Origin of the sequence: Brevibacterium sp. FAM 24630, from assembly GCF_049804075.1 — a bacterium.
GTDB lineage: Bacteria > Actinomycetota > Actinomycetes > Actinomycetales > Brevibacteriaceae > Brevibacterium.
In genome coordinates, this window is sequence record NZ_JBNBZD010000012.1 from 11,364 (window position 1) to 33,795 (window position 22,432).

The 22,432-nt window shown below is 66.3% G+C and carries 20 protein-coding genes; 11 read left to right on the plus strand and 9 right to left on the minus strand.

Annotated elements, in window-relative coordinates; genetic code table 11:
* The first annotated feature begins 34 nt into the window (after positions 1–34).
* The 3 genes from ACPUD7_RS10520 to ACPUD7_RS10530 all read left to right on the plus strand — a co-directional run bounded on the left by ACPUD7_RS10520 (position 35) and on the right by ACPUD7_RS10530 (position 3,290).
* On the plus strand, positions 35–1,483 hold the full coding sequence (locus tag ACPUD7_RS10520) for a sensor histidine kinase (RefSeq protein ID WP_425119860.1): 1,449 nt from the start codon (positions 35–37) through the stop codon (positions 1,481–1,483).
* A complete protein-coding gene (locus ACPUD7_RS10525) occupies positions 1,468–2,106 on the plus strand; it encodes a response regulator (RefSeq protein WP_425119861.1) in 639 nt (212 codons plus the stop codon). Before ACPUD7_RS10520 ends, ACPUD7_RS10525 begins: the two co-directional genes overlap by 16 nt.
* An 86-nt stretch (positions 2,107–2,192) precedes the next feature.
* Complete coding sequence (locus ACPUD7_RS10530) at positions 2,193–3,290, plus strand: hypothetical protein (protein WP_425119862.1); 1,098 nt, start codon at positions 2,193–2,195, stop codon at positions 3,288–3,290.
* A 172-nt stretch (positions 3,291–3,462) separates the two neighbouring features.
* Here ACPUD7_RS10530 and ACPUD7_RS10535 read toward each other — a convergent pair whose 3' ends face one another.
* Positions 3,463–4,056, minus strand: a complete 594-nt coding sequence (locus tag ACPUD7_RS10535) for a dihydrofolate reductase family protein (protein WP_135540022.1) — start codon at positions 4,054–4,056, stop codon at positions 3,463–3,465.
* Between the two features lie 109 nt (positions 4,057–4,165).
* Here ACPUD7_RS10535 and ACPUD7_RS10540 point away from each other — a divergent pair, with 109 nt between their 5' ends.
* The gene (locus ACPUD7_RS10540) at positions 4,166–4,819 is read left to right on the plus strand and encodes a winged helix-turn-helix transcriptional regulator (protein WP_425119863.1); all 654 of its coding nucleotides are present in this window, start codon (positions 4,166–4,168) and stop codon (positions 4,817–4,819) included.
* 135 nt (positions 4,820–4,954) lie between these two features.
* Here the strand turns inward: ACPUD7_RS10540 and pstB are convergent, their stop codons facing one another.
* The 4 genes from pstB to pstS all read right to left on the minus strand — a co-directional run bounded on the left by pstB (position 4,955) and on the right by pstS (position 9,234).
* A complete protein-coding gene (pstB, locus tag ACPUD7_RS10545) occupies positions 4,955–5,734 on the minus strand; it encodes a phosphate ABC transporter ATP-binding protein PstB (protein ID WP_425119864.1) in 780 nt (259 codons plus the stop codon).
* A gap of 119 nt (positions 5,735–5,853) precedes the next feature.
* Entirely contained in the window at positions 5,854–6,990 is a 1,137-nt protein-coding gene (gene pstA, locus ACPUD7_RS10550) for a phosphate ABC transporter permease PstA (RefSeq protein ID WP_135540028.1), read from the minus strand.
* 5 nt (positions 6,991–6,995) lie between these two features.
* Positions 6,996–7,886, minus strand: coding sequence for a phosphate ABC transporter permease subunit PstC (pstC, locus tag ACPUD7_RS10555; RefSeq protein WP_240689831.1), 891 nt, complete (start codon positions 7,884–7,886; stop codon positions 6,996–6,998).
* A 247-nt stretch (positions 7,887–8,133) separates the two neighbouring features.
* Positions 8,134–9,234 (minus strand): phosphate ABC transporter substrate-binding protein PstS, encoded by a 1,101-nt coding sequence (gene pstS, locus ACPUD7_RS10560; RefSeq protein ID WP_425119923.1) that lies wholly within the window; start codon positions 9,232–9,234, stop codon positions 8,134–8,136.
* A 323-nt stretch (positions 9,235–9,557) separates the two neighbouring features.
* On the opposite strand from pstS, the gene ACPUD7_RS10565 reads away from it, so the two are divergent.
* Positions 9,558–10,367 carry a class I SAM-dependent methyltransferase gene (locus ACPUD7_RS10565; RefSeq protein ID WP_425119865.1) on the plus strand — a complete coding sequence of 270 codons (810 nt, stop codon included), beginning with the start codon at positions 9,558–9,560 and terminating at the stop codon, positions 10,365–10,367.
* Between the two features lie 132 nt (positions 10,368–10,499).
* Here ACPUD7_RS10565 and ACPUD7_RS10570 read toward each other — a convergent pair whose 3' ends face one another.
* From ACPUD7_RS10570 to ACPUD7_RS10585, 4 genes are read right to left on the minus strand one after another with little or no spacing between them, the layout of a single operon-like run.
* Positions 10,500–11,474: an NUDIX hydrolase gene (locus tag ACPUD7_RS10570; protein ID WP_425119866.1), complete on the minus strand. Its 975-nt coding sequence runs from the start codon at positions 11,472–11,474 to the stop codon at positions 10,500–10,502.
* Positions 11,471–13,615, minus strand: a complete 2,145-nt coding sequence (locus ACPUD7_RS10575) for an RNA degradosome polyphosphate kinase (protein WP_425119867.1) — start codon at positions 13,613–13,615, stop codon at positions 11,471–11,473. Before ACPUD7_RS10575 ends, ACPUD7_RS10570 begins: the two co-directional genes overlap by 4 nt.
* A gap of 4 nt (positions 13,616–13,619) precedes the next feature.
* Complete coding sequence (gene mshD / locus ACPUD7_RS10580) at positions 13,620–14,591, minus strand: mycothiol synthase (protein ID WP_425119868.1); 972 nt, start codon at positions 14,589–14,591, stop codon at positions 13,620–13,622.
* Complete coding sequence (locus tag ACPUD7_RS10585; RefSeq protein WP_425119869.1) at positions 14,588–15,466, minus strand: winged helix-turn-helix domain-containing protein; 879 nt, start codon at positions 15,464–15,466, stop codon at positions 14,588–14,590. The genes mshD and ACPUD7_RS10585 overlap by 4 nt, the downstream gene beginning before the upstream one ends.
* Positions 15,467–15,702: 236 nt before the next feature.
* Here ACPUD7_RS10585 and ACPUD7_RS10590 point away from each other — a divergent pair, with 236 nt between their 5' ends.
* The 6 genes from ACPUD7_RS10590 (at position 15,703) to ACPUD7_RS10615 (ending at position 22,386) form a co-directional block, all read left to right on the plus strand.
* Positions 15,703–16,506, plus strand: coding sequence for an ammonia permease (locus ACPUD7_RS10590; RefSeq protein ID WP_240689817.1), 804 nt, complete (start codon positions 15,703–15,705; stop codon positions 16,504–16,506).
* 142 nt (positions 16,507–16,648) lie between these two features.
* Entirely contained in the window at positions 16,649–17,248 is a 600-nt protein-coding gene (locus ACPUD7_RS10595) for an FABP family protein (RefSeq protein WP_135540041.1), read from the plus strand.
* A gap of 1 nt (position 17,249) precedes the next feature.
* The gene (locus tag ACPUD7_RS10600; RefSeq protein ID WP_425119870.1) at positions 17,250–18,461 is read left to right on the plus strand and encodes a YgfZ/GcvT domain-containing protein; all 1,212 of its coding nucleotides are present in this window, start codon (positions 17,250–17,252) and stop codon (positions 18,459–18,461) included.
* A gap of 251 nt (positions 18,462–18,712) precedes the next feature.
* A complete protein-coding gene (gene gabT, locus ACPUD7_RS10605) occupies positions 18,713–20,077 on the plus strand; it encodes a 4-aminobutyrate--2-oxoglutarate transaminase (protein ID WP_135540044.1) in 1,365 nt (454 codons plus the stop codon).
* A 111-nt stretch (positions 20,078–20,188) separates the two neighbouring features.
* Positions 20,189–21,688, plus strand: coding sequence for a histidine kinase (locus ACPUD7_RS10610; protein ID WP_135540046.1), 1,500 nt, complete (start codon positions 20,189–20,191; stop codon positions 21,686–21,688).
* Positions 21,685–22,386 carry a response regulator transcription factor gene (locus tag ACPUD7_RS10615; RefSeq protein WP_135540048.1) on the plus strand — a complete coding sequence of 234 codons (702 nt, stop codon included), beginning with the start codon at positions 21,685–21,687 and terminating at the stop codon, positions 22,384–22,386. The genes ACPUD7_RS10610 and ACPUD7_RS10615 overlap by 4 nt, the downstream gene beginning before the upstream one ends.
* Positions 22,387–22,432: the final 46 nt, after the last annotated feature.

Here is a 22,432-nt window from a genome sequence, read left to right on the forward strand (position 1 = left end):
CGTCGTGTCAGTCCGCCGCTGTAGTCTGGTGGCGATGGGAGCTTGGGCGGTGAAGCTGTGGCGCAGACTGCTGGTCCTTCTGATCGGCGGGGTCGTCGCCGTGCCCTATATCGCGGTGATCATCTGGGTCGTCACCGCGTGGAACGAGGCCAGCGACCGGTCCCTGGCCCTGGGCATCTTCGTCTTCGGCATCATCGTCTTCATCCTGTTGTGCATTCCCGCGTTCCTGGCAGTGATCCGCGCGCTCGAGCGGACCCTGGCCGAGCAGCTCCTCGAACTGTCCATCCCCACCCCGCCGAGGCGGCCGACCGCCTCCGACCGTGTCCGCGGTGCCCTGTTCTACTTCGGGCACGCTTTTGCCGGCGCACTGCTCCTCCTCACCGTGGTTGTTGTCATCCCCTCCGCTTCGCTGATGATCGCCGATCCGCAGCAGGCCTCGGAACTGTCGAACGGGCTCCTCGGCATTGCGGGTTCCACCGGCGGGCCAACGGGCGGAGGCGGGGATTCGTCGGCCGGCCCGTGGACCGAGCCCGCCGTCGTCCTGCCCGCCGGACTCATCCAGATCCTGGCGCCCTTGGTTCTTCTCCTCCTCGCTGCCTTCATCATCGCCGAGGGCTATTTCCTGCCGCACTATGCACAGATCCTGCTCGGCCCCTCGGCAGCTGACCGGGCTGCGCTAGCCGGGGCCGATCGCGTCCGTCGTTTCCGCCGCACCGTCCTCGCCCGTGAGGTCCACGATTCGATCGGCCACGCCCTGACCGTCATGACGATGCAGGCAGCGGTGGCCAAGCGTGCCCTGCACCACGATGAGAAACTCGCCGAGGCGGCCGTCGACGAGATCGCTCGCACCGGCCGTGACGCTGTGGCTGAGTTGGATCATGTGCTCGCGCTGCTGCGCGCGGAGGCAGATGCCGAAGGCACTGTGAGCGAGATCGAAGACTTGGTGGGCGGCGCCGGCGGCATCGCCGGCACCGACGCTGATGTCGGAGGGATCGCGGACGACGGTGACAGCGGAAGTGCGCGGCCGCCTCGGCCAACGATGCTCGACATCACCCGCTTGGCCGAAGAAGCCCGCTCCATCGGGCACCCCACCCGGCTGACCATCAGCGGGGACGCCGCCGGACTGCCCACGGCGGTGGTCCGCGAACTCCACCGGATCGTGCGTGAAGCGGTGACGAATTCGCTGCGGCATGCGACGACGCCGGGCCTCGACGTGACCATCGACTTCGGCGCGGACTGCGTGCAGGTGGTTGCGCGCAATGCCGGCGGGGCCACCGGCCCCGTGTTCGGCACGGTCAGCGAGGGCAGGTCCGATCTGAAGGGGGCGGCCGCCTCGGCGAGGGAATCACGGGGACTCGTGGGCATCGGCGAAAGAGCTGCGCTGTTCGGTGGGAACGCGGCCTGGGGAGTCGATGGCGGACAATGGGTTCTGCAGGTGAGGCTGCCGTATTCGGAGGGACAGGTGCCATGGCCATCAGAGTGATCCTCATCGACGATGAGCCGCTCGTGCGCGCGGGACTGGCCGCGATCATCGACTCCGATCCGGGGCTCGAAGTGGTCGGGGAAGGCGGCGATGGGGCGGAGGCGGTGGATCTCGTGACTCGGCTGCGTCCCGACGTCGTCGTCATGGATGTGCACATGCCCCGCCTCGACGGGTTGGAGGCCACGCGGCTGCTCGTGGACCGGCAGGAGTCGCCCCGGGTGCTCATCCTCACGACCTTCAACAGCGATGATTACGTCTTCGAGGCCTTGCGTGTGGGAGCCGACGGCTTCGTCCTCAAACGCGCTCAGCCGGACGAGCTGATCAGAGCGGTGCACACCGTGGCAGGGGGAGAGGCGCTGCTCTATCCGCAGAGGATCCGGGACATGGCGGCACGGTCGGTCCGACACGTCGACCTGGTGAGTTCGGCTCAGCTGAGCAACCGGGAACAGGAGGTTCTCACCCTGATGGCGCGGGGGATGAGCAACGCCGAGATCGCCGTTGAGATGTTCCTCGGGGCGGAGACGGTCAAGACCTACGTCAGTTCGCTGCTGTCGAAGCTCGGCGCGAGAGATCGGACGCAGGCGGTGATCCTGGCCTTCGAATCGGGGTTCATCACGCACTGAGCCCGAATCGGACTTCACCCGCTCGGGGACGGGGTTCACCCTTGTGGGGGAGACCGTGGCAGGTCTGCGGGGGCGAATGTGGAGGCATGACACAGAAACGGCTCCACCACACAGTCCATCATCCATCACAACCCGCACTCGTCGCTGTTCGGGCGGGACTTGCGGCCACCTCGGCGTGGTCGCTCTTCCTCTTCGTCATGTCGGTCCTCTGGGGACTGGGAATCGTCGGCGCACCGCTGGCCGGATCCGAAGACGGGGCGTTCACCTCGGCAATCGCCTCGCTCCCGACATCGGTCATGGCCGGCGTCGTCGGCTTCGTCGCTCTGCTGAGCTTCGTCCTCTCTGCGGTTCCGCTCACCGTGGCCCGTGTGCGGGAACGATTGAGTGAACCTTCCGCGGTCCGGGCCCTCGGGATCGTCGCACTCGCGATCACCGCAGTCATCACCGTCTTCTTCACCGATACCCTGCTGCTGGCCTACCTCGGCTATACGCTCAGCCTGCAGTTCCCGCCGATCCCGGCTCCAGTGATCTGGCAGGCGATCATGCTCATCGGTCCGGTGCTGTGGCTCGTCGTCTGGGCCGTCGCCGAACGGTCGCGTCGGGTAGGGCTGAGCAGGGACAGTGACCGGCATCCGGCAGGAGATGCCGGTTCGGTCGACGGGCCTGCGGCTGCCGTAGGAAGCGGTTCGACCGCGGTCTCGACCAGTGCGAAGGTCGCAGTTGGTGTGGCCGTCGTCGTTCCGGGTTTCTACGCACTGACTCGGATTCTCTGGGCGCTCGGAATTCCGGTCGGTCTGAGCCAAGGCCTCTTCGACGAAGGGCAGCGCGTGGGGCTCTGGCATTCGGGTCTGGCGCTCGCCCTCGCCGCGGTGGCAGGCATCCTGCTCACACTCGGGCTCGTGCAGAAGTGGGGAGAACGGCTGCCTGCGTGGCTCGGTCCTTTGGGCGGGAGGCGAGTGCCGATCACTCTTGCGACGATTCCTGCGACGGTCGTGTCGTTGGCGATCTTCACCGGCGGAGTCGGCCTGGTGCGCACAGCCTTCTCAGGCATGCCCGAAGTCTTCGCCGACAGTTGGTGGGCGACGATCGGGCCGACGCTGCTCTTCCCGGTCTGGGCCGTGGCCCTCGGCTGGGCGACCTTTGCCTATCGGGAACGCCGACTGACCGCCGAAGCTCGGAACTGACAGCCGAAGTACAGACGTGACAGCCGAACAGCGAGTGCTCACCACGGCCGATGAGGCGGACGGGAATCGTCCGCCTCATCGGCCGTCGGGCTGCGCCCAAGAGATGTCGGTTCACTTGACCCAGCCCGTCTGTCGAGGCTGCCTCGTCGGACTGCGCCCGTCTAGGTGCCGTTCAGCCGGACTGCCCGCCCGTAGGACCGGCGGTCAGTCCGGCGAATGGTCCGTATGTGACCAGCAGATTGCCTTTGCTGGTGCGCTGCACGTCTTTGAATGCCAATCGAGTTGTCGTGCCTCCCTCGAAGAGCGAGCGTCCGCTGCCGGCGACAACCGGATGGACGGCCAGCGTCAGTTCGTCGATGAGCTCGGCTTCGACGAGTTGACGGACCACTGACATCGACCCTTCGACGGCGATCTTGCCGCCGTCGGTGCCTTTGAGTTCACGGACGAAGTCGACGAGGTCTCCTTGGATGAGCGTGGAGTTCTCCCATCGGAGGTCCGCCTGCGACAGAGTCCTCGAGGCGACGTGCTTGGGCGTCGCGTTGATGAAGTCGGCGAACGGTGCGTCTTCGCCTTCGGTGTGGTTCGGCCAGTAGTTCTCCCACTCCGAATAGGTGACACGGCCGAGGATGCAGTCGTCGACTCCACCGATGGCCGTGTTCATCCACTGTCCCACCTCCTCGTCGAAGGAGTCGAACTGGAATTTGAACGGGTCCGATGCGATGCCGTCGAGCGATTGGAACAGTGCGGCGATGACAGTGCGGCTCATGATGATCTCCTCATCGAGTGTCGTGTGGGCCGAGCATGATGCATTAAATGTCAGTTCAAAAAGTAAACTGCAGTTTCAATAGTGAACTATGTTGGCTAGACTGTCAATCATGAAGTCGTATGGGCAGTTCTGCGGTTTGGCCAGGGCGGCAGAGGTTCTGGGCGAGAGGTGGTCGCTGATCATTCTGCGCGATCTTCTCGTGGGCGCGAAGCGCTTCAATGAATTGCGGCAGGGCATTCCCGGCATCCCATCGAACCTGCTGACCACACGACTGCGTGAACTCGAAGCTGCCGAGATCGTCGAGCGCAGCATTGATGGGCGCAACGTCGTCTATCGTCTCAGCGAGTACGGTTCGGACCTCGGGCCGGTGCTGATCGAACTCGGCCGCTGGGGCGCTCGACGTCTGACCGCTCCGCGCGAGGACGAAGTTCCCACCGACAGCTCGCTGGCTGCGGCTCTGCTGTCATCTCGCACCGAGGTGGCAGTGCGGCCATTCACCGTCGAAGTCACTGCGGGGCCGGCAGAGGCCCACGCGGTCGTGCATGAGTCCGGGGTCGATGTCGCCGAAGGTGCTGATCCGCACGCGCAGCTCTTCATCGGTGGGCCGGGGTTGCGGGGTGTGCTTGCCGATGGTGAAGCGGAGGCAGCCGTGGCGGCTGGAGCAGTGACAGCAGACGGCGACGCATCCCTGCTGTCCGAGTTCGCCCGTGCCTTCCGAGCACCACTCGACGAGGGCGTCAGCAGCCCACCGGCCGCAGAGTGAGCTCGTTCAAGGGATTCTCTGGTCGATCCGCGGTGTTTCAGAGCGGCTGAACGCCGTGGAACGACCAGACAATGACGTGCGTCGGCGGACCCGACCGGAAAACTCAGGTCCCCGAAGCGACCGGCACGGCTCAGATCATCCGAAGCGGCCGGAGATGTAGTTCTCGGTCTCTTCCTTGTCCGGGTTGGAGAAGATCGTCGAGGTCTCATTGAACTCGATGAGCTTGCCGGGCTTGCCGGTGCCGGCGATGTTGAAGAACGCAGTCTTGTCGGACACTCGCGCGGCCTGCTGCATGTTGTGGGTGACGATGACGACCGTGTACTTGTCCTTGAGGTCGTTGATGAGGTCCTCGATCGCCAGCGTCGAGATCGGGTCGAGGGCCGAACACGGTTCGTCCATGAGCAGAACCTCGGGCTCGACGGCGATCGCGCGAGCGATGCACAGGCGCTGCTGCTGACCGCCGGAGAGGCCGGAACCGGGCAGGTTGAGACGGTCCTTGACCTCGTTCCACAGGTTCGCGCCGCGCAGGGCACGTTCCGTGAGTTCGTCGGCCGCGGACTTCGACAGGCGCTTGTTGTTCAGCCGCACTCCCGCGAGCACGTTCTCCTTGATGCTCATCGTGGGGAAGGGGTTCGCACGCTGGAACACCATGCCGACCTCACGCCGGACGTTGACCGGATCGACGCCCGCTCCGTAGATGTCGTTGCCGTCCATGAGGACCTCACCGGAGACGCTGGCGCCGGGGATGACTTCGAGCATGCGGTTGAGGGTGCGCAGCACGGTGGACTTGCCGCATCCCGAGGGGCCGATGAAAGCGGTCACGGAGCGCGGCTTGATCTGCATCTGCACACCGTCGACGGCGCGGAAGTCTCCGTAGAAGATGTCGAGATCCCTGATGTCGATCTGCTTGGACATTGTGTTTCCTATCCGTGGATTGTGATGAGTCTAGAGAATCGTGACCGGCATGCGCCGCTGTGATGATCGCCGAGGCGGCCGCACCGTGACCAGATCACGTCGCGCGTCCGCGCCGCACATCAGCGGCCGGCCTTCGGCGCCAGCACCTTCGCGATGATGCGGGCGAGCAGGTTGAGGACCATGACGAGGAGGACGAGGACGAGGGCGGCGGCCCAGGCCCGTTCGGAGCTGGCCAGCGCGGCCGCACCGGGGGAGACGGGGCGCAGCTGCGAGTCGTAGATGAACGTCGGCAGCGTCGACATCCAGCCGGAGAAGAGGTTCCAGTTGAGGGTCTTCGCGAATCCGGCGGTGACCATGATGGGTGCGGTCTCGCCGATGACGCGGGCGATGGCGATCGTGACACCGGAGAGGATTCCCGACACCGAGGTGGGCAGGACGATCTTCATGATCGTCTTCCACTTCGGCACGCCAAGAGCGTACGAGGCTTCACGCAGGTCCATCGGCACCAGACGCAGGATCTCCTCGGTGTTGCGCACGACGATGGGGATCATGAGCACCGACAGGGCCACAGCCGCGGTGAAGCCGGTCTTCGCGATTCCCGCCGAGGCCGGCATGAGCACATTCGCGATCGTGGAGAACAGCGCGAAGGCGAAGAGACCGGCGACGATCGAGGGAATGCCGGTCATCACATCGACGAGGAAGGTGATCGCCTTGCCCAGGCGGTTCTTGTTCGAGTACTCGACGAGGTAGATGGCGGTGAGGACACCGATCGGGATCGAAATGATGCAGGCGGCGAGTGTGATGAGCACGGTGCCGACGATGGCGTGGTAGAAACCGCCGGCGAGGGTGGCTTCACCGGCGACGTACTGCTGGTCGAGCACACCCTTCATCCCGAGCATCGTGCGAGTGAGCAGGTCGCCGCTGATGGCGGCCCCGCCCTTGGATACGGTCAGCCACAGCAGCGAGATGAGGGGAACGCAGGCGAGGACGAAGGTCGAGGTGACGACGGTGGTCGCCACGCGGTCGACGGCCTTGCGGCGTCCTTCGTAGGCGGCGGAGGCCGCGAACACGGCGACCATGTTGATGAGGCCCGCGAGCACGGCGACGACGGGGATGTTGAAGCCGCCGAAGGAAATGAGGCTGATGAGGGTCGCTACGACGATCGAGGCGGCGGCGACGACCCAAGGGGTGGCGTTGGGCAGCTGCTTCGAGGTCAGCTTCTTCGGCTTTGCGATGGCGGTATCTGCGGTGGTCAACGTTCTCAGCTTCCCTTCACCGAGGTACGGGCGACGATGGCACGGGCTCCCATGTTCACCAGCAGAGTGATGACGAAGAGGACGAGGCCGACCGTGATGAGTTCGGACAGACGCAGACCCGCGGCTTCGGGGAAGTTCTGCGCGATCTCCGAGGCGATGGTCTGGTTGCCGCTGACGACGAGCGAGGCGGTGAGGACGCCGGGGGAGAGGATCATGGCCACGGCCATGGTTTCACCGAGCGCGCGTCCGAGGCCGAGCATCGTCGCCGAGACGATGCCGGACTTGCCGAACGGGAGCACGGCCATGCGGATCATCTCCCAGCGGGTGGCGCCGAGGGCCAGTGCCGCCTCTTCCTGCAGACGCGGGGTCTGGAGGAAGATCTCCCGGGTCAGCGAGGTGATGATCGGCAGAATCATGATCGAGAGCACGAGGGAGGCGGTCAGCAGCGTGCGTCCCGTCTGCGAGACGGACCCGTCCTCGGCCGGAGCGAAGATCGGGATCCACCCGAACCACTTCGACAGCCACAGGTAGAAGCCCGTGAGGTTCCCGGCCAGGGCGATGCCCCATAGGCCGTAGACGACCGAGGGGATCGCGGCGAGCAGGTCGATGACGTAGCCGAGCGTCGGGGCGAGCCTGCGCGGAGCCATATGCGTGGTGAACAGTGCGATGCCCAAGGCGAAGGGAGTCGCCACGATCAGCGCGATCGCCGCGGAGATGAGGGTGCCGATGACCAGCGGCCACACATAGGAGAGGAACCCCTTGCCGCCGGTGATCTGCGCCGGATCGCTGATCTGCGCGGCGATGGTGTCCTTCGACTGTGCGAGCAGGAACAGCGCCACCCCTGCGAGGATGAGCAGGATCAGGATGCCGGCGATGAGTGTGGCGGCGGAGAAGATGCGGTCGCCGGGTCGGACGACGGCCTTCTGCTGCCGAGGAGCAGGACTCGAGCTCTGCGGCTGCGGCCCGGCCTCGGGAGCGGAGCCCGGACCTGTGGGGCCGGACTCGGTGATCGGTGTGCTGGTCGGCACAAGTACTCCTCACGTGACTTGTGGTGGAACCCTGGTCGGTTCACAGGCGCCGAAGAGCGGCGCAGGGACTCTGCGCCGCTCCGGCTGGTTATTTCTCGAGGTCAGAGACCAAATGTCAGCTCGCGACCTTGATCGAGTCGATGACTTTCTCGATCTCCGCACGCAGGTCGTCGGAGATCGGGGCGGACCCGGCCGAATCGGCGGCCGATTTCTGTCCCTCTTCCGAGACGACGAACTTCTCCCAGGCCTTGACCATGTCCACGGTCTCCTGGTCCTCGTAGGAAGAGCAGACGAGGTGGTAGGAGACGAGGACGATCGGGTAGGCACCGGACTCGGTGGTGTCGCGGGCGAGGTCGAAGGCGAGATCGCCTTCGTCGCGTCCTTCGACCTTCTCCGAAGCGTCGACGACCTTGGTCGCGGCTTCGGGGGAGAGCTCGACGAACTCGTCGCCGACCTTGACCTTGGCGGTGTTGAGCTCACCGACGGCGGAGGCATCCGCGTAGCCGATGGCACCGTCGGTGTCCGAAACCGTCTGGATGACTCCGTCGGTGCCCTGAGCGGCCTCGCCGCCGTACTCCTTCGGGAAGTTTCCGTCGACCTCGGCGTCCCACGTCTTATCGGCGGTGGCCTTGAGGTACTCGGCGAAGTTCTCGGTGGTGCCCGAGTCGTCGGCACGGTGGACTGCGGTGATCTTGAGATCAGGCAGCTCCGCGTCCGGATTGTCGGCCTTGATGGCCTTGTCGTTCCAGTTCGTGATGTCACCCTTGAAGATCTTCGCAATCGTGTCGGGCGAGAGGTTGAGCTCATCGACGCCCTCGACGTTGAAGGTCACGGCGATCGGGGAGATGTAGACGGGGAACTCGAAGGCTCCGTCGGCGCCGCAGGCCTCCTGACCGGCCTTGACCTCGTCATCGTCGAGGTGGGCGTCGGAACCGGCGAACTGTGCGTTGCCGGCGAGGAACTGTTCACGGCCGGCACCCGAGCCGTCGGGGGAGTAGTTGACGGTCACACCGGAGTTCTGCGAGGTGAAGTCCGCTGTCCAGGCATCCATGGCTGCCTTCTGCGAGGAGGCGCCGATGCCGGTCAGGGTGCCCTGCAGGTCACTGCTGCTGCCCGAAGCCTCCTCGCCGGTGGCGGACTGGCCGCCGCATGCCGAGAGGGTGATGGCGCCGACCGCGAGGATCGCAGCGGAGGGGGCGAGATGCTTCATCTTCACGAAGATGCCTTTCATGGTTGTGGACACAGCTCGAGAGTTCTCGATTGCTCGTGTTCCACGCTAAAGATCACGCGTGAAGTGCAAGGAGTTGAAACGTGAATGGGAGGTGAATGAGGGGCGAAGGGTTGGAACCGCCTTGAGCGCTTGGTCACAGACCGCGCCGTTTTCATGAAAGGATCATTGTCGGGACCGGCATTCCCGCGCCGAGGCGGCCTGCCCGGTACTCGTGCACGCTCGCCGGGGCGGCCCGCCGTATGCGTACGCGCCCCCTGAGGTTCGTCGATCTCTTGTCCCGGTCCGGCCCCGATCCTACGGTCGAAGCCATGAAGGATGAGAACCGATATGTCCTCGGCGAGTCCGAGAGCGAACATTCACGACTGCGCGACCAGTCGGTCGTCTTCGACCCTCTGACCAAGCAGCTGCACATCGAAGCGGGAATCACTGAGGGCATGAGCGTCCTCGACATCGGCACCGGCGCCGGAGACGTCGCCGTCATCGCCGCCGATCTCGTCGGCCCGGACGGGCATGTGCTCGCCGTCGACCGCAATCCCGAGGCGCTCGAGGGTGCCCGCAGCCGGCTGGGCCATCGGCGAGAGATCGAGTTTGCCGAGGCGGATCTCTGCACCCTCGACCTCGACGAAGACTTCGACGCGATCGTCGGCCGAGCCGTGCTCATGCACCTGCGCAGCCCCGTCGAGGTGGTGGAGCGACTCGGCCGGCACCTGCGTCCTGGGGGTCTGCTGGTCATGCACGAACTCGACGTCGCACAGGTGTGGGCGAGTGCGGACACGCCGCTGCTGGAACACGTGAGAGAACTGATTCTGCAGACATTCGCATCGATAGGAATCCACAGCAGGATGGGCAGAGACCTGTTCGCGGCGTACCGTTCCGCCGGGCTGCCCGACCCGCACCTGACCTTGAGCGCACCGGTGGGCGGCGGGGCGGAGGCACCGAGCTTCGGCTGGGTGAATGCCCTGGCCGCTCTGTTGCCCTACCTCGAGCAGCAGGGGATTGTGACCGGCGATGAGCTCGGAATCGACTCGCTCACGCAGCGGCTCACCGACGAGTTGGATGCTGAAGACGCCACCCTCCTCGGGCCGCTGATGTACGGCGCCTACTGCACCGTCGGCTGAGGGCAGTCCCTTCGCCGAGAAAGTCCCTTCGCGGAGGCGGCCCTTTCGCCGAGGCGGCCCGTCCTCACAAGCGGATCGGCTCACCCTCACAGGCGAATCCGTTCATCCGCACTAGGGGCTGAGATCCCTCGATCAGCTGTCGATGGGGCGGACGCGTTCGATCGCGACGATGCGCGGCATCGCGCCGGGGCGCACATAGGCGACGAGGACCTCACCGGGCTTGAGATACGGGTCGTCCTTCGGCAGCTTCGCGACCACGCGTTTGGGGGCATGTTCGGCGTAGACGGAGAAGATCGTCGGCAGCACCGGGCGGTGCGTGCAGTAGATGACGGGTTTTCCCTTCTCCAGCAGCTTGCGGATGAACCGTGCGGTCTTCTCCGGGTTCGCCGAGGTCGCCTTCTCACTGAGCGTCGGGGCCTTCTTGATCGGCTGCCCCCTGGCCGCTGACAGCGGGGCCAGGGTCGCCATGCACCGCTTCCACGGGCTGGAGATGAGCTTCTTCGTCTTCCAGGCTCCCAGCAGACCGGTCAGGGCCATCGCCTGTCGGGTGCCGAGTTTGAGCAGCGGTCGCACATGTTCGGTCTCATACCACTTCGACCGCGGGAACGCTTTGCCATGGCGGACGAGGATGAGCGGCCAGGCGCGCAGCGCATCCGTGGAGTCGAACTTCTCCACCACGTCGAGCTGCTCCCGATCGGCATAGGACGTCAGCTTGGTCCGGGCCTTGTCGACCGGGAACCATGCGGCCCGGTCGACTTCGCGTCTGTTCATCGGAGCGAAGACGGTTTCGCCCTTGACCTCGGCCGACCAGTAGAAGACCTTCTTGAGGTTCTTTCCTCCGACCGTGTATTCGGCCGAAGGCAGCGGAACGCCGAGGTGGATGTCGAGGCCGGTCTCCTCCTTGACCTCGCGTACGGCGGTCTCCGGCAGGGTCTCGCCCGGGTCGACCTTGCCCTTGGGCCAGGACCAGTCGTTGTACTTCGGACGGTGGATGAGCACCACTTCGAGGCCGTCGGGTCCGCGTCGCCAGCAGACGGCGCCGGCGGCGAGCACATTGGCCTTGACCCGGGACGACGCCTGCGCCGAACTGACCGATGAGCGGCTCACGCCTCGTCCCCGATGCGACGCCGCTTCCGGTGTCTGCGGATGAGTTCGGTCTGGTAGTCGATGAGGGTGTTGCCGTCGACATCGTGAGTGCTGCGGGTCCACTTGCCGTCGTCGGCGAGTTCGAACGCCGAGGTGGTCGGGGCGAACGCGAGGTCGAAGAGTTCGATGACCTCGTCCCGGTGGCTGTCGTCGACGATCTGCACGAGCGTCTCGACCCTCCGGTCGAGGTTGCGATGCATCATGTCCGCCGACCCGATGTAGACGATGGGGTCACCGTTGTTGCCGAAGACGAAGGTGCGGGAGTGCTCGAGGAACCGGCCGAGCACGGAGCGGACGGTGATGTTCTCACTGAGTCCTTCGATCCCCGGTCGCAGGGCGCAGATGCCGCGGACGAAGACTTCGACGCTCACCCCGGCACGAGACGCCCGGTAGAGGGCGTCGATGATCGCTTCGTCGACGATCGAGTTGACCTTGATGCGCACCTGCCCGGTGCCGCCCGACTCGACATTGGCGATCTCGGCGTCGATGAGTTCGATGAGTCCCGTGCGCACCTGGCTGGGGGCGACGAGGAACCGTGAGTACTCGGACCGCGGCGCATAGCCGGAGAGCTGGTTGAACAGCTTCGTCAGATCATCGGCGACCGCGCGGTCCTTCGTCAGCAGTCCGAAGTCCTCATAGCCGCGGGCGGTCTTCGGGTGGTAGTTGCCGGTGCCGACATGGCAGTAGCGGGCCAGCCCCTCGGCCTCCTGCCGCACCACCAGGGACAGCTTCGCATGCGTCTTGAGCCCGACGATGCCGTAGACGACGTGGACGCCGGCGCGTTCGAGCTTGCGCGCCCACGTGATGTTGGCCTCCTCGTCGAAGCGGGCCTTGATCTCGACGACGGCGAGCACCTGGATGCCGGCCTGGGCGGCATCGACGAGGGCGTCGATGATCGGCGAATCGCCGGAGGTGCGGTAGAGCGTCTGCTTGATCGCGAGCACGTTCTTGTCCGAGGCGGCCTGCTCGAGGAAGGCCTGCACACTGGTGGAGAACGAATCGTAGGGGTGGTGCAGCAGGATGTCGTGATGGGACACCGCTTCGAACACGTCGACCTGGTCGCTGGATTCACGCAGGGACAGATCCTTGTTCATCTGCGGGACCATCTTCGGGAAATGCAGGTCATCGCGCGGCACATCGGCGATATCGGACATTCCCGACAGGTCGAGCGGCGTCGGCAGATGGTAGATCTCGGACTCGTGGATGCCCAGTTCGTCCTTGAGCATCTCGAGCACGCGGGGATGGATGTTCTCCGTGATCTCCATCCGCACGGCCGGGCCGAAGCGCCTGCGCAGCAGCTCCTTCTCCAGGGCCTTGAGCAGGTTCTCCGCATCGTCCTCTTCGACTTCGAGGTCTTCGTTGCGGGTGACGCGGAAGGTCGAATGATGGACGACCTCCATGCCTTCGAAGAGGGTGCCCAGATGTTCGGCGATGATGTCCTCGAGGGCGACGAACCGGGCCGGGACGTCGCGTCCGGCAGGGCGGTCGGTCGCCGCTGCGACGTTGAAGAACCGGGGCAGACGCGGGGGCACTTTGACGCGGGCGAAGAGTTCCTTGCCCGAGTCCGGGTAGCGCAGGAGCACGCCGAGGTTGAGCGAGAGTCCCGAGATATAGGGGAACGGGTGTGCGGGATCGACGGCGAGCGGGGTGAGGACGGGGAAGACGTGGCCGAAGAAGAACGCGTCGACGCGGGTGCGTTCGTCCGCGGTGAGGTCGTCGACCTGGACCTTCGAGATCGACTCCGCGTCGAGACGGGGGCCGATATCGTCCTTGAGCAGCGCGGCGTGCCGGCTCATCAGCTCATACGCGCGGACCCCGATGTCGTGCATGACCTGGGCGGGCATCCGTCCGGTCACACTCGGCACGGCCAGCCCGGTGTTGATGCGGCGTTTGAGACCGGCGACGCGGACCATGAAGAACTCGTCGAGATTCGTTGCGAAGATCGAGAGGAACCGGACCCGCTCGAGCAGCGGGATCTCCGGATCCGAGGCGAGGTCGAGGACTCGTTCGTTGAAGGCCAGCCAGCTGAGTTCCCGATCGAGGAAGCGGTCCGCGGGATCGGGCAGACCCAGCTCCTGGCCGGCTGCTGCGATGTCGTACAACGCTCTACTCCTTCTCGCTCGTCGTCGCTGGGCTCGTGCTCTCGGCACCGATGGGCTGAGATGCCGGTGCATAGGACACGTGCGCGACCGCGACATGGAATCCCAGCCGCTCGTACAAGCCTAGCGCCGGGGCGTTGTCGGATTCGACGTAGAGTTCGATGACCTCGGCGCCGGCTGCGACCATCCGCCGCATCCCCTCGATCGTCAGCGCCTTGCCCACACCCTTGGCGTGGATGGTCGGATCGACACCGACGACATAGACCTCGCCGAGGCGGCCCTGCCCGTCCGTGTCCGTGAGTTTGATCTGGTGGAAGCCGATGACCTCACCATCGCGGACGGCGAGCACGACGGTGTCGGGATCGAAGTCGGCCGCGGTGACGATGGCGTCGATATCGGCGCGGGTCTGTGAGCCCTGTTCGGGGTGCCAGTCGAAGGCCGCGTTGTTCACAGCCAGCCAGCCGGCTTCGTCACCGGGGGCGAAGGATCGGAGCTCGACGCCCTCGGGCGCCTGCGTGGCAGGCAGGTCGGCCAGCCTCAGCCCCGCCTCGGTGCGCATCTGATAGAGCACGCGGTCACGGCCGAGCCCATGCTTCTTCGCCAGGTGCGCCGCGGCCGGATGGTCGCCGTGGGACCAGCACCAGGATTCGGGCTCCTCGGCGAGGATCAGGGCCAGCAGCTCTGCGCCGAGGCCCTGCCCGCGGTGGTCGGGGGAGATGAGGAATTCGGCGGCGTGACGGTCGCCCTGCAGGGCGCGGATGCCGAAGCCGATGAGAGTCTGTCCATCGAAGACGCGCCACACGGACGAGGCGGTCTGCGCCGCGTGGGCGGTGTCCTCTCCGGTGGCGATGGCCATGAGCCCGCCGGAGATCTCGGGCGCTCCGTCGGCGGCGGCCACACGGTCGAGGAAGGACAGCTCCTCCTCGGTGAGGGTGTCGATCGGGGTGTTCGCGGTCGCTCCGCTGGCCTGGATTCTCATGCCTTCACGTCCTCTGGTTCGGTGACGCTGTCGGCGCTGAAACGGTAGCCGACGTTGCGCACGGTGTGGATGGCGTTCTCTAGGTCTTTGCCGAGTTTCGCACGGAGGCGGCGAACATGCACGTCAACGGTGCGGGTGCCGCCGAAGTAGTCCTCGCCCCACACGGCCAGGAGGATCTCGTCGCGGGTGAAGACGCGTTCGGGATGCATGGCGAAGAACTTCAGCAGTGCGAACTCGCGGTAGGTCAGGTCGAGGCTGCGTCCGCCGAGGTCGGCGGTGAACGCGGTCTCGTCGATGCGCAGGGTGCCGGTGACGACGACCAGCGGTTCGCCGTCGGCGTTCCACGGTTCATCGCCGTGGCGGCGCCGACCGGTGCGGTTCGTGCCGCTGCCCCCGGCGTACCCGGCCGAGCCTCGGCTGCCGGAGAGTCCTCGGTTTCCGGACAGTCTTCGGTTCTCGGCCGCGGTCGGGCCGGCCCAGCCCTGCCGGCCGGTGGGCGGGGCGGACCGCTGCGCGTCGAGGTGACGGTCACGGGCCACGCGCAGCCGCGCCTCCACCTCGGCGGGGCCGGCGGTGGTGAGGATGAGGTCGGAGACGTTCCATTTCGCCGAGGCGGTCGCCAGTCCGCCCTCTCCGAGGACGACGATGATCGGGGCGGTGACCTTCCGCGCGGTGAGCACCTCGGCGATGCGCGGGGCCAGGGACAGGTCGAGGCAGGCATCGGCGATGACGACGTCGGCGGTCAGCGATTCGCGGTGCGCGTGCGTGATCTCATCTGCGCCGCGGCGGTCGATGTGATGGCCGAGGTACTGCAGGGATTCGGGCGCGATGGGGGCCTCGAGTCTGTCCGTGGGGCAGATGTGCAGAATCCGCATGTGCTGCATCCACCTCCTCGGCGCCCGTCGTCTGTGCAGATTATAGCGAGACCGGTGCGCCGTTCCCGACGGCGGACCGGCGGGAACGGCGGGTGCTCGGCCGTGTGAGTCCGGGGTGGGACGGGGGCGGGCGAGGGTGAAAGGAATGCGCGGGACGGCGTCCGCCGAGGCTGAAGGGGACGGGCGGGACCGGAGCGAAATCGCTTGCGTGCGCTGAGATGAGGCACGATAGTGCTGTGATCAGATGGATTCGAGTAGCCGTCGCCCTGGTACTGGTGCTGGCCCTCAGCACCTCCGTGTACTGGGGCTATTCAGTGTTCCTGTTGGCGACCGGACTCATCGTCCTCGGCGTCGCCTACGGGTGGCCGCGCCTGACGGACTCCCCGCAGCCGCGGGCGACGTCGATCATGCTCGCCCTCTTCGGGATGGCGGGACTGTTCGCAGCGTGGCAGGACGAGTCGGCCCCGTATCTCGACTGGCTGCCCGTGCTCGCCGGCCTGGGACTGCTGTGGACCTTCGTGCAGAACCTCACCCGCGGCATCGGCGCCTCCTACGCGGTGGCGAATGTCTCCGCGCAGGTCTCCGGCCTCGTCATCGTCCTGTCGGCGAGCACCTGGGTCGCGGCGATCACGGTGCCCGGCGACAAGGAAGCCATCATCATCGGCCTCATCGCACTCATCACGGCGCAGTGCATGACCGCTCTGCCATGGCCGGCGATCTACACCTCGCCGCTGGCCCTGGCCATGTCGACCGCCGTGGCCGGGATCCTGTCCGTGCTCGTGTTCGATGATTCGATCACCTGGCCCACCGCTCTCATCCTCGGCATCATCATGGGTCTGCTCGTAGCCGCTGTCGACCGGATGCTCGGGCTCATCGCGTATGCGAAGTTCCAAGCGGCGAACCTCGAAGCCTCGCAGAACCTCGAGATGAAGAAGAACGTCGAGAAGGCCCGCAGCTTCGCCGTGCAGCTGGCCCTCGGTGCCGCCCCCATCGCGCTCGGCGGAGTCGTCGTCTACGCCCTCGAACGCATCGCACTCTGAGCAAATGTAGACTGGGAGCATGGAAAATCTTCTTGCCCTCGAAATCGTCTTCTCCAGCCTCGTCGGCCTCGCCGCTCTCGGTGCCCTGGGCGTCGGAGTCAAGGTCGTCACCGCGCTGTTCAAAGACAACCGCTGATCCCTCATGATCGAACTTGATGCCTCGGTCCATCCTGAGCTCGTCCCCCTGTCCTGGCTGATCGGGTCCTGGGAAGGCGTCGGTGTCGTCGGCTATGCGGACACGCCTGAGAAGCAGTTCGGCCAACGCATCGACTTCGTCGCCCATGAGGGCACTCCGTTCCTCCAGTACACCGCGCATGCATGGCTGCTCGATGAGTCCGGTGAACTCGAATCGACCCTGACCCTGGAGACCGGGATCTGGCAGCTCGTGCGTCAGCATGACGACGGTGACGTCGGACCGGGCATGATGGTGCCTACGGCCGAACAGAGCTTCACCTCTGCCGCCGCGGTCGAAACCCTGCGCACGAACGACGACGCCTTCGAGATCGAAGCCGAGATCGTCCACCCGCACGGTGTCATGGAACTCTATGCCGGCACCGTCAAGGGCCCGCGCATCGACCTGGCCACCGACGTCGTGGCCCGGACGAAGACCGCGAAGGAGTACTCCGCTTCGACGCGGATGTACGGCCTCGTCGGCGGCGAACTCATGTGGGCCTGGGACATGGCCGCCATGGGCCACGAACTCGCCTCCCATTCCTCTGCCAGATTGAAGAAGCTGTCTTAAGATGACTGATCCTGTGTCGCCGAATGCCGTTCCCTCCGATTCGCCGTCGCCGGAGAACACCGACACCCCCGCCGAGGCGGTGCGTCGGTCCTCGCTCGCCCGCGGGCTGAGCTCGACTGCAGTCCTGGGCGCGGGCGAACTGTCGCAGACACCCATCCACTACGGAGCGTCCCTGCGTGAGCAGCGGGTGCTCGAGGACAAGGACGGCCTCGTCGACCTCGCTCACCTGCGCGTGCTGCGCCTGAGCGGACCCGACCGGCTGACCTGGCTGAACTCGATCACGACGCAGAAGATCGACGCTCTGGCTCCCGGAGTGTCCACCGAAACGCTGGTCCTCGACCCCAACGGCCGCATCCAAGGGTGGCTGAAGGTCGTCGACGACGGCGAGGCACTGTGGGCGATCAGCGAACTGGCCACCGATGAGACGCTGGATTTCCTGCGCAGGATGGTCTTCATGATGCGCGTTGAGATCGACGATCTCAGCGACGACTATCAGTGCTTCGGTGCCGTGACAGCGCTTCCTGAGAAGCTGCCGGTGACCCAGCTGTGGTCCGACCCGTGGCCGCACATCGGCCCCGGCTCGGCTTCCTACGCTCAGGTCGACCTCGGCCAGTCCGTCGCCGGCACCGAACACCCGGGGCTCGAGACCCCGTTCGTCATCGGCATCGTCAAACGCTCCGAGCTGCAGGGACTGTCGGTCCGAGACTTCGACATGGCCGGGTTCGACGCCTGGGAAGCGCTGCGGATCGCCGCGTGGCGGCCGGGGAGGAACGAGGTCGACCACAAGGCGCTCGTCGGCGAACTCGACCTGCTGCGCACCGCCGTCCACCTGGCCAAGGGCTGCTACCGCGGCCAGGAGGCCGTGGCCCGTGTGCACAATCTGGGTCAGCCGCCTCGGCGATTGGCCTTCGTCCACCTCGACGGGTCCGGGCACATCGCCCCCGACCCCGGCACCGAGGCGCTCGCGGAGGTCCGTGGGTCCGAACGCGGCGTCGGCACCCTGACCTCGGTGACCGTGCATTGGGAGCTCGGACCGATCGGTCTGGCCGTGGTCAAACGCAATCTGTCACCCGAGGCGCAGCTGAGCTTCGAAATGAGTGACGGCGACCGCGTGGTCGGCGCGCAGGAGACGATCGTCGTGCCCGTGCGCGAACACGAACGGGTCCTGCCTGCGCGGAACAAGGACGTCGACGCCCGCAATCAGCACCGCTGATCGCGCCGGTTCGCGACCCTGATCGACGGGTCTGCGGGCGGCCGCGCGCGAAGCGGCATCCGTGCCGAACCGGGGCGCCGGCGGGCACGACTGCGCCTCAGCGCACCGCCGCGACATCCGTCTCAGCGGCGCAACGGATTCCGTACCGAAAACGCTCCGATCGTGATCGTTCGATGCCCTGGGCGTGACGTACTGCTCAGCCTGCGGACGGTAAGTGACAAAAACCGTTGCGAACCCCTATTGTTCCCCTTATGACAGCTTTCGAGATTGGCGGCGAAGCTCTGCCGCAGGAACGTAAAATCGTCACCGAGATTCCGGGACCGAAGTCCCGTGAACTCGAGACGCGTCGCAAGTCTGCCGTGGCGACCGGTGTCGGTTCGAGCCTGCCCGCCTATGTGGTTGCGGCCGGCGGCGGCATCCTCAAGGACGCCGACGGCAACCAGCTCATCGACCTCGGTTCGGGAATCGCGGTGACCACCGCCGGCAACGCGAACCCGCGCGTGGTCGAGAACGCGAAGGCTCAGCTCGAGGCCTTCACCCACACCTGCTTCATGGTCAATCCGTATGAGAGCTACGTCGAGGTGGCAGAAGCGCTCAATCGGCTGACCCCGGGAGACCACGAGAAGCGCACCGTGCTGCTCAACTCCGGTGCCGAAGCGGTCGAGAACGCCGTGAAGATCGCGCGTGCCCACACCGGCCGCGACGCCGTCGTCGTCTTCGACCACGCCTACCACGGCCGCACCAACCTGACCATGGCGATGACCGCGAAGGCCGCGCCCTACAAGGCCGGCTTCGGCCCCTTCGCCGGTGAGGTCTACCGTGCGCCGATGTCCTACCCGTTCCGCGACAACGATGCGGCCGGCACCAAGCTCAGCGGTGAGGATGCCGCCAAGCGCGTCATCTCGATGATCGAGAAGCAGGTCGGCTCCGAGTACGTCGCCGCGATCGTCATCGAGCCGATCCAGGGCGAGGGCGGCTTCATCGTCCCGGCCGAGGGCTTCCTGCCCACGCTCGTCGACTACGCCCGCGAGAAGGGCATCGTCTTCGTCGCCGATGAGGTGCAGGCCGGATTCGCCCGCACCGGAAAGATGTTCGCCTCCGAATGGGAGGGCATCGTCCCCGACCTCGTCGCCACCGCCAAGGGCATCGCCGGCGGCCTGCCGCTGTCGGCCGTGACCGGTCGCGCCGACATCATGGACTCGGTCGGACCGGGCCGCCTCGGCGGCACCTACGGCGGCAACCCCATCGCCTGTGCTGCCGCACTCGGCGCGATCGCCGCGTACGAGGAGGACGGACTGGCCGATCGGGCCGGACACATCGGTGAGATCATCGTCGACCGTCTCACGAAGCTGCAGTCGAAGTACCCCGAGGTCGGCGACGTCCGCGGCCGCGGCGCCATGATCGCCGCCGAGTTCGTCGAGCACGATTCGATCGAACCGAACGCGGACCTGGTCAAGAAGATCGCGGACTACTGCGCGAAGAACGGTGTCCTCGTGCTCACCACGGGAACCTTCGGCAATATCCTGCGCTTCCTGCCGCCGCTGACGATCTCGGACGAGCTGCTCCACGACGCCTTCGACGTCATCGAGGCAGCCCTCGCCGAACTCCTCCCCTAACAATTACTACCTGACGGCGGCCCAGCAACCTCGCGCGAGGTAGCTGGGCCGCCGTCAGGTGTTTTGGAGGAGGCGTTTCTGGTTCGCCGGAACTGTAGCAGAATAGAACACATGACTTCAGCGATCGACGACTCCGCCATGAGCGTGCCTGCCCGGGTCTGGCGGTTCCTCAGGGGACCGCGCTTCATCGACCTGCCGATCCGTCTGCTTGCGCTCATCATGAGCCTGACCATCCTCGTGCCCGGGGCGTTCGAAATCGTCGAACCGCGCTATGCGACGTTCCTCGTCGTGGCCTATGCGCTCATCCTCCTCGCCGCTTTCGTGCCGCTGACGACCGTCATCGCCTCCACTGGCCTCGGCATCCTCTTCTCGCCGCTCTATCCGGACCTGGAGAACATGTTCCCCGAGGCGCTGCTGCTGGCCACGGCGGTCCTCATCAGTCGTCGTCGCTGGATCGGCTTCTCCGTCGGCACAGCGGGGCTGGGCGGCTACCTCGGGCTCTCGACCTGGGTCGGATCCTACGACGCGGGCTTCGAGGGGTTCACCGACCTCGGCTACGGATGGCTGACCTACTCACTCCTCGGACTGTGCGCGAGCTTCGTCGAAGCACGGATCAGCCGTGAGATCGACCGCCGCGAGCGGGCCGCCGTCGACCATCAGCGCAGCCTCGACGCGATGCGGGCCCGGTTCACCAGCGACATGCACGACACGATCTCGCACTCCCTGACCACCGAGTCCGCGATCATCCGCACGCTCGCGAAGGAGACCGACCCGGCTCATGCCGACCGGCTCCTCGCCGAACTCGCCCTCGTCAACGCCGAAGCGACCAAACGCCTGCGCCAGCTCGTGAGGAGCCTGAGCACATGGGAGGCTGAGACCAGCTCCGCGGGCACCCGCGACGCCCGCATCCGGTTCCGCGCCGAGGCGGAGCAGCTGACGAGTGCGATCGAGGACGGCTGCGCTGCCGGATCCGTGCCGCTGAACGTGCAGCTCGCGTGGTTGCCGAGCTATTCCTCGAGCACGCTCGCCCGTCATTTCCGCGCGATCCTGCTTGAGCTCGCCACGAATGTCATCCGCTACTCCACCCCGGACACGCCCGCGAGCCTGACCGTCGAAATCCGCGGTGAGAGCGGCGACCGGGCCGAGCTCGTATGCCGCAGCACGAACGATTCGCCGACTGAGCTGACCGTGGTGCCGCGATCGCTGTCGAGCCGCGCGACCGCCGTGGGCGGAACCTGTGAAGTGGGCTCCGACGAGGCGAAGCGCACCATCGTCGAGGTGGCCCTGCCCGTCCGCTTCATGTCACCGACCGCAACGGCCGACACCGCCGACAGGGCCGACACCACCGAAAAGGCCGAGACCAGCGAAAAGGCCGAGACCAGCGAGATGATCGACGTCATCGACCCTCGATCTGACGCGACCGGTGACACCCGCTCCGACGCGACCGGTGACACCCGACTCGGCGCGACCGCCGAGACCCGATCCGCCACAACCGGCGGAACCGACCGCGAGACCGGCCGCAGGCCCGCAACGGCCACCGGTCCCACCACATCCGGCACCGTCCCCGCACGGACCGAGTCGAGGGACGACCACGACAAGGTCGACGTTTGACCCCTCCCGTCCCGCACCCGCCCACCGCTGCCGACGTCGAAGCCGCAGCCGCCCCCTCCGTCCTCGTCGTCGACGACGATTCCTGGACGACGCGCGCGATCACTGCGGCGCTGCGTGACGCTGGCGAATTCCGCGTCCTCGACCCGGTCCACACCGGTGAGGACGCCGTCGATGTCTTCGTCGCGAGTCGCCCCGATCTTGTGCTCATGGACGTCAACATGCCGCCGGGCATGACCGGGGTCGACGCGACGGCGGCGATCATCGATCACGATCCGCGGGCCCATGTGGTGCTGCTGACCACGGTGGCGCCGGGTCCGGGGATCGCCCGCGGCCTCGAGGCCGGTGCCCTGGCCGTGCTCAACAAGACCGCGGGTGAGAGCGAACTCGTCGCGGTCGTGCGTGCCGCCTCGGCGGGGGAGTCGCCCGAACTGCTCAAGGGCCTGGCCGAGGACATCGCCATCAGCGGCGATTATCTGCCCGAGGCTCCGGTATCGGCCCCGCAGCTGACGGAGCGCGAGCTGGAGCTGCTCATCCTGCTCTGCCAGGGCTTCGGGTACGACGAGATCGCCGAGGCACTGGGCCTGAGCATGCACACGATGAAAACGCACTCCCGGAACCTGCGCATCAAACTGGAGGCGAAGAACCTCGCCCAACTCGTCGTCCGGGCCCTCCAGTTCAAGTTCTATTCCCCGGAATAGACCTCCCGCGCCGAGGCGGCCGCCCCCTGTTCCGCGGCAACCGACT

Bases quoted from the DNA above. Each gene is read 5' to 3' on its own strand.
- ACPUD7_RS10520 (WP_425119860.1), top strand. From the start codon at position 35: ATGGGAGCTTGGGCGGTGAAGCTGTGGCGCAGACTGCTGGTCCTTCTG.
- ACPUD7_RS10525 (WP_425119861.1), top strand. From the start codon at position 1,468: ATGGCCATCAGAGTGATCCTCATCGACGATGAGCCGCTCGTGCGCGCG.
- ACPUD7_RS10530 (WP_425119862.1), top strand. From the start codon at position 2,193: ATGACACAGAAACGGCTCCACCACACAGTCCATCATCCATCACAACCC.
- ACPUD7_RS10535 (WP_135540022.1), bottom strand. From the start codon at position 4,056: ATGAGCCGCACTGTCATCGCCGCACTGTTCCAATCGCTCGACGGCATC.
- ACPUD7_RS10540 (WP_425119863.1), top strand. From the start codon at position 4,166: ATGAAGTCGTATGGGCAGTTCTGCGGTTTGGCCAGGGCGGCAGAGGTT.
- pstB (WP_425119864.1), bottom strand. From the start codon at position 5,734: ATGTCCAAGCAGATCGACATCAGGGATCTCGACATCTTCTACGGAGAC.
- ACPUD7_RS10565 (WP_425119865.1), top strand. From the start codon at position 9,558: ATGAAGGATGAGAACCGATATGTCCTCGGCGAGTCCGAGAGCGAACAT.
- mshD (WP_425119868.1), bottom strand. From the start codon at position 14,591: ATGAGAATCCAGGCCAGCGGAGCGACCGCGAACACCCCGATCGACACC.
- ACPUD7_RS10585 (WP_425119869.1), bottom strand. From the start codon at position 15,466: ATGCGGATTCTGCACATCTGCCCCACGGACAGACTCGAGGCCCCCATC.
- ACPUD7_RS10595 (WP_135540041.1), top strand. From the start codon at position 16,649: ATGATCGAACTTGATGCCTCGGTCCATCCTGAGCTCGTCCCCCTGTCC.
- ACPUD7_RS10600 (WP_425119870.1), top strand. From the start codon at position 17,250: ATGACTGATCCTGTGTCGCCGAATGCCGTTCCCTCCGATTCGCCGTCG.
- gabT (WP_135540044.1), top strand. From the start codon at position 18,713: ATGACAGCTTTCGAGATTGGCGGCGAAGCTCTGCCGCAGGAACGTAAA.
- ACPUD7_RS10610 (WP_135540046.1), top strand. From the start codon at position 20,189: ATGACTTCAGCGATCGACGACTCCGCCATGAGCGTGCCTGCCCGGGTC.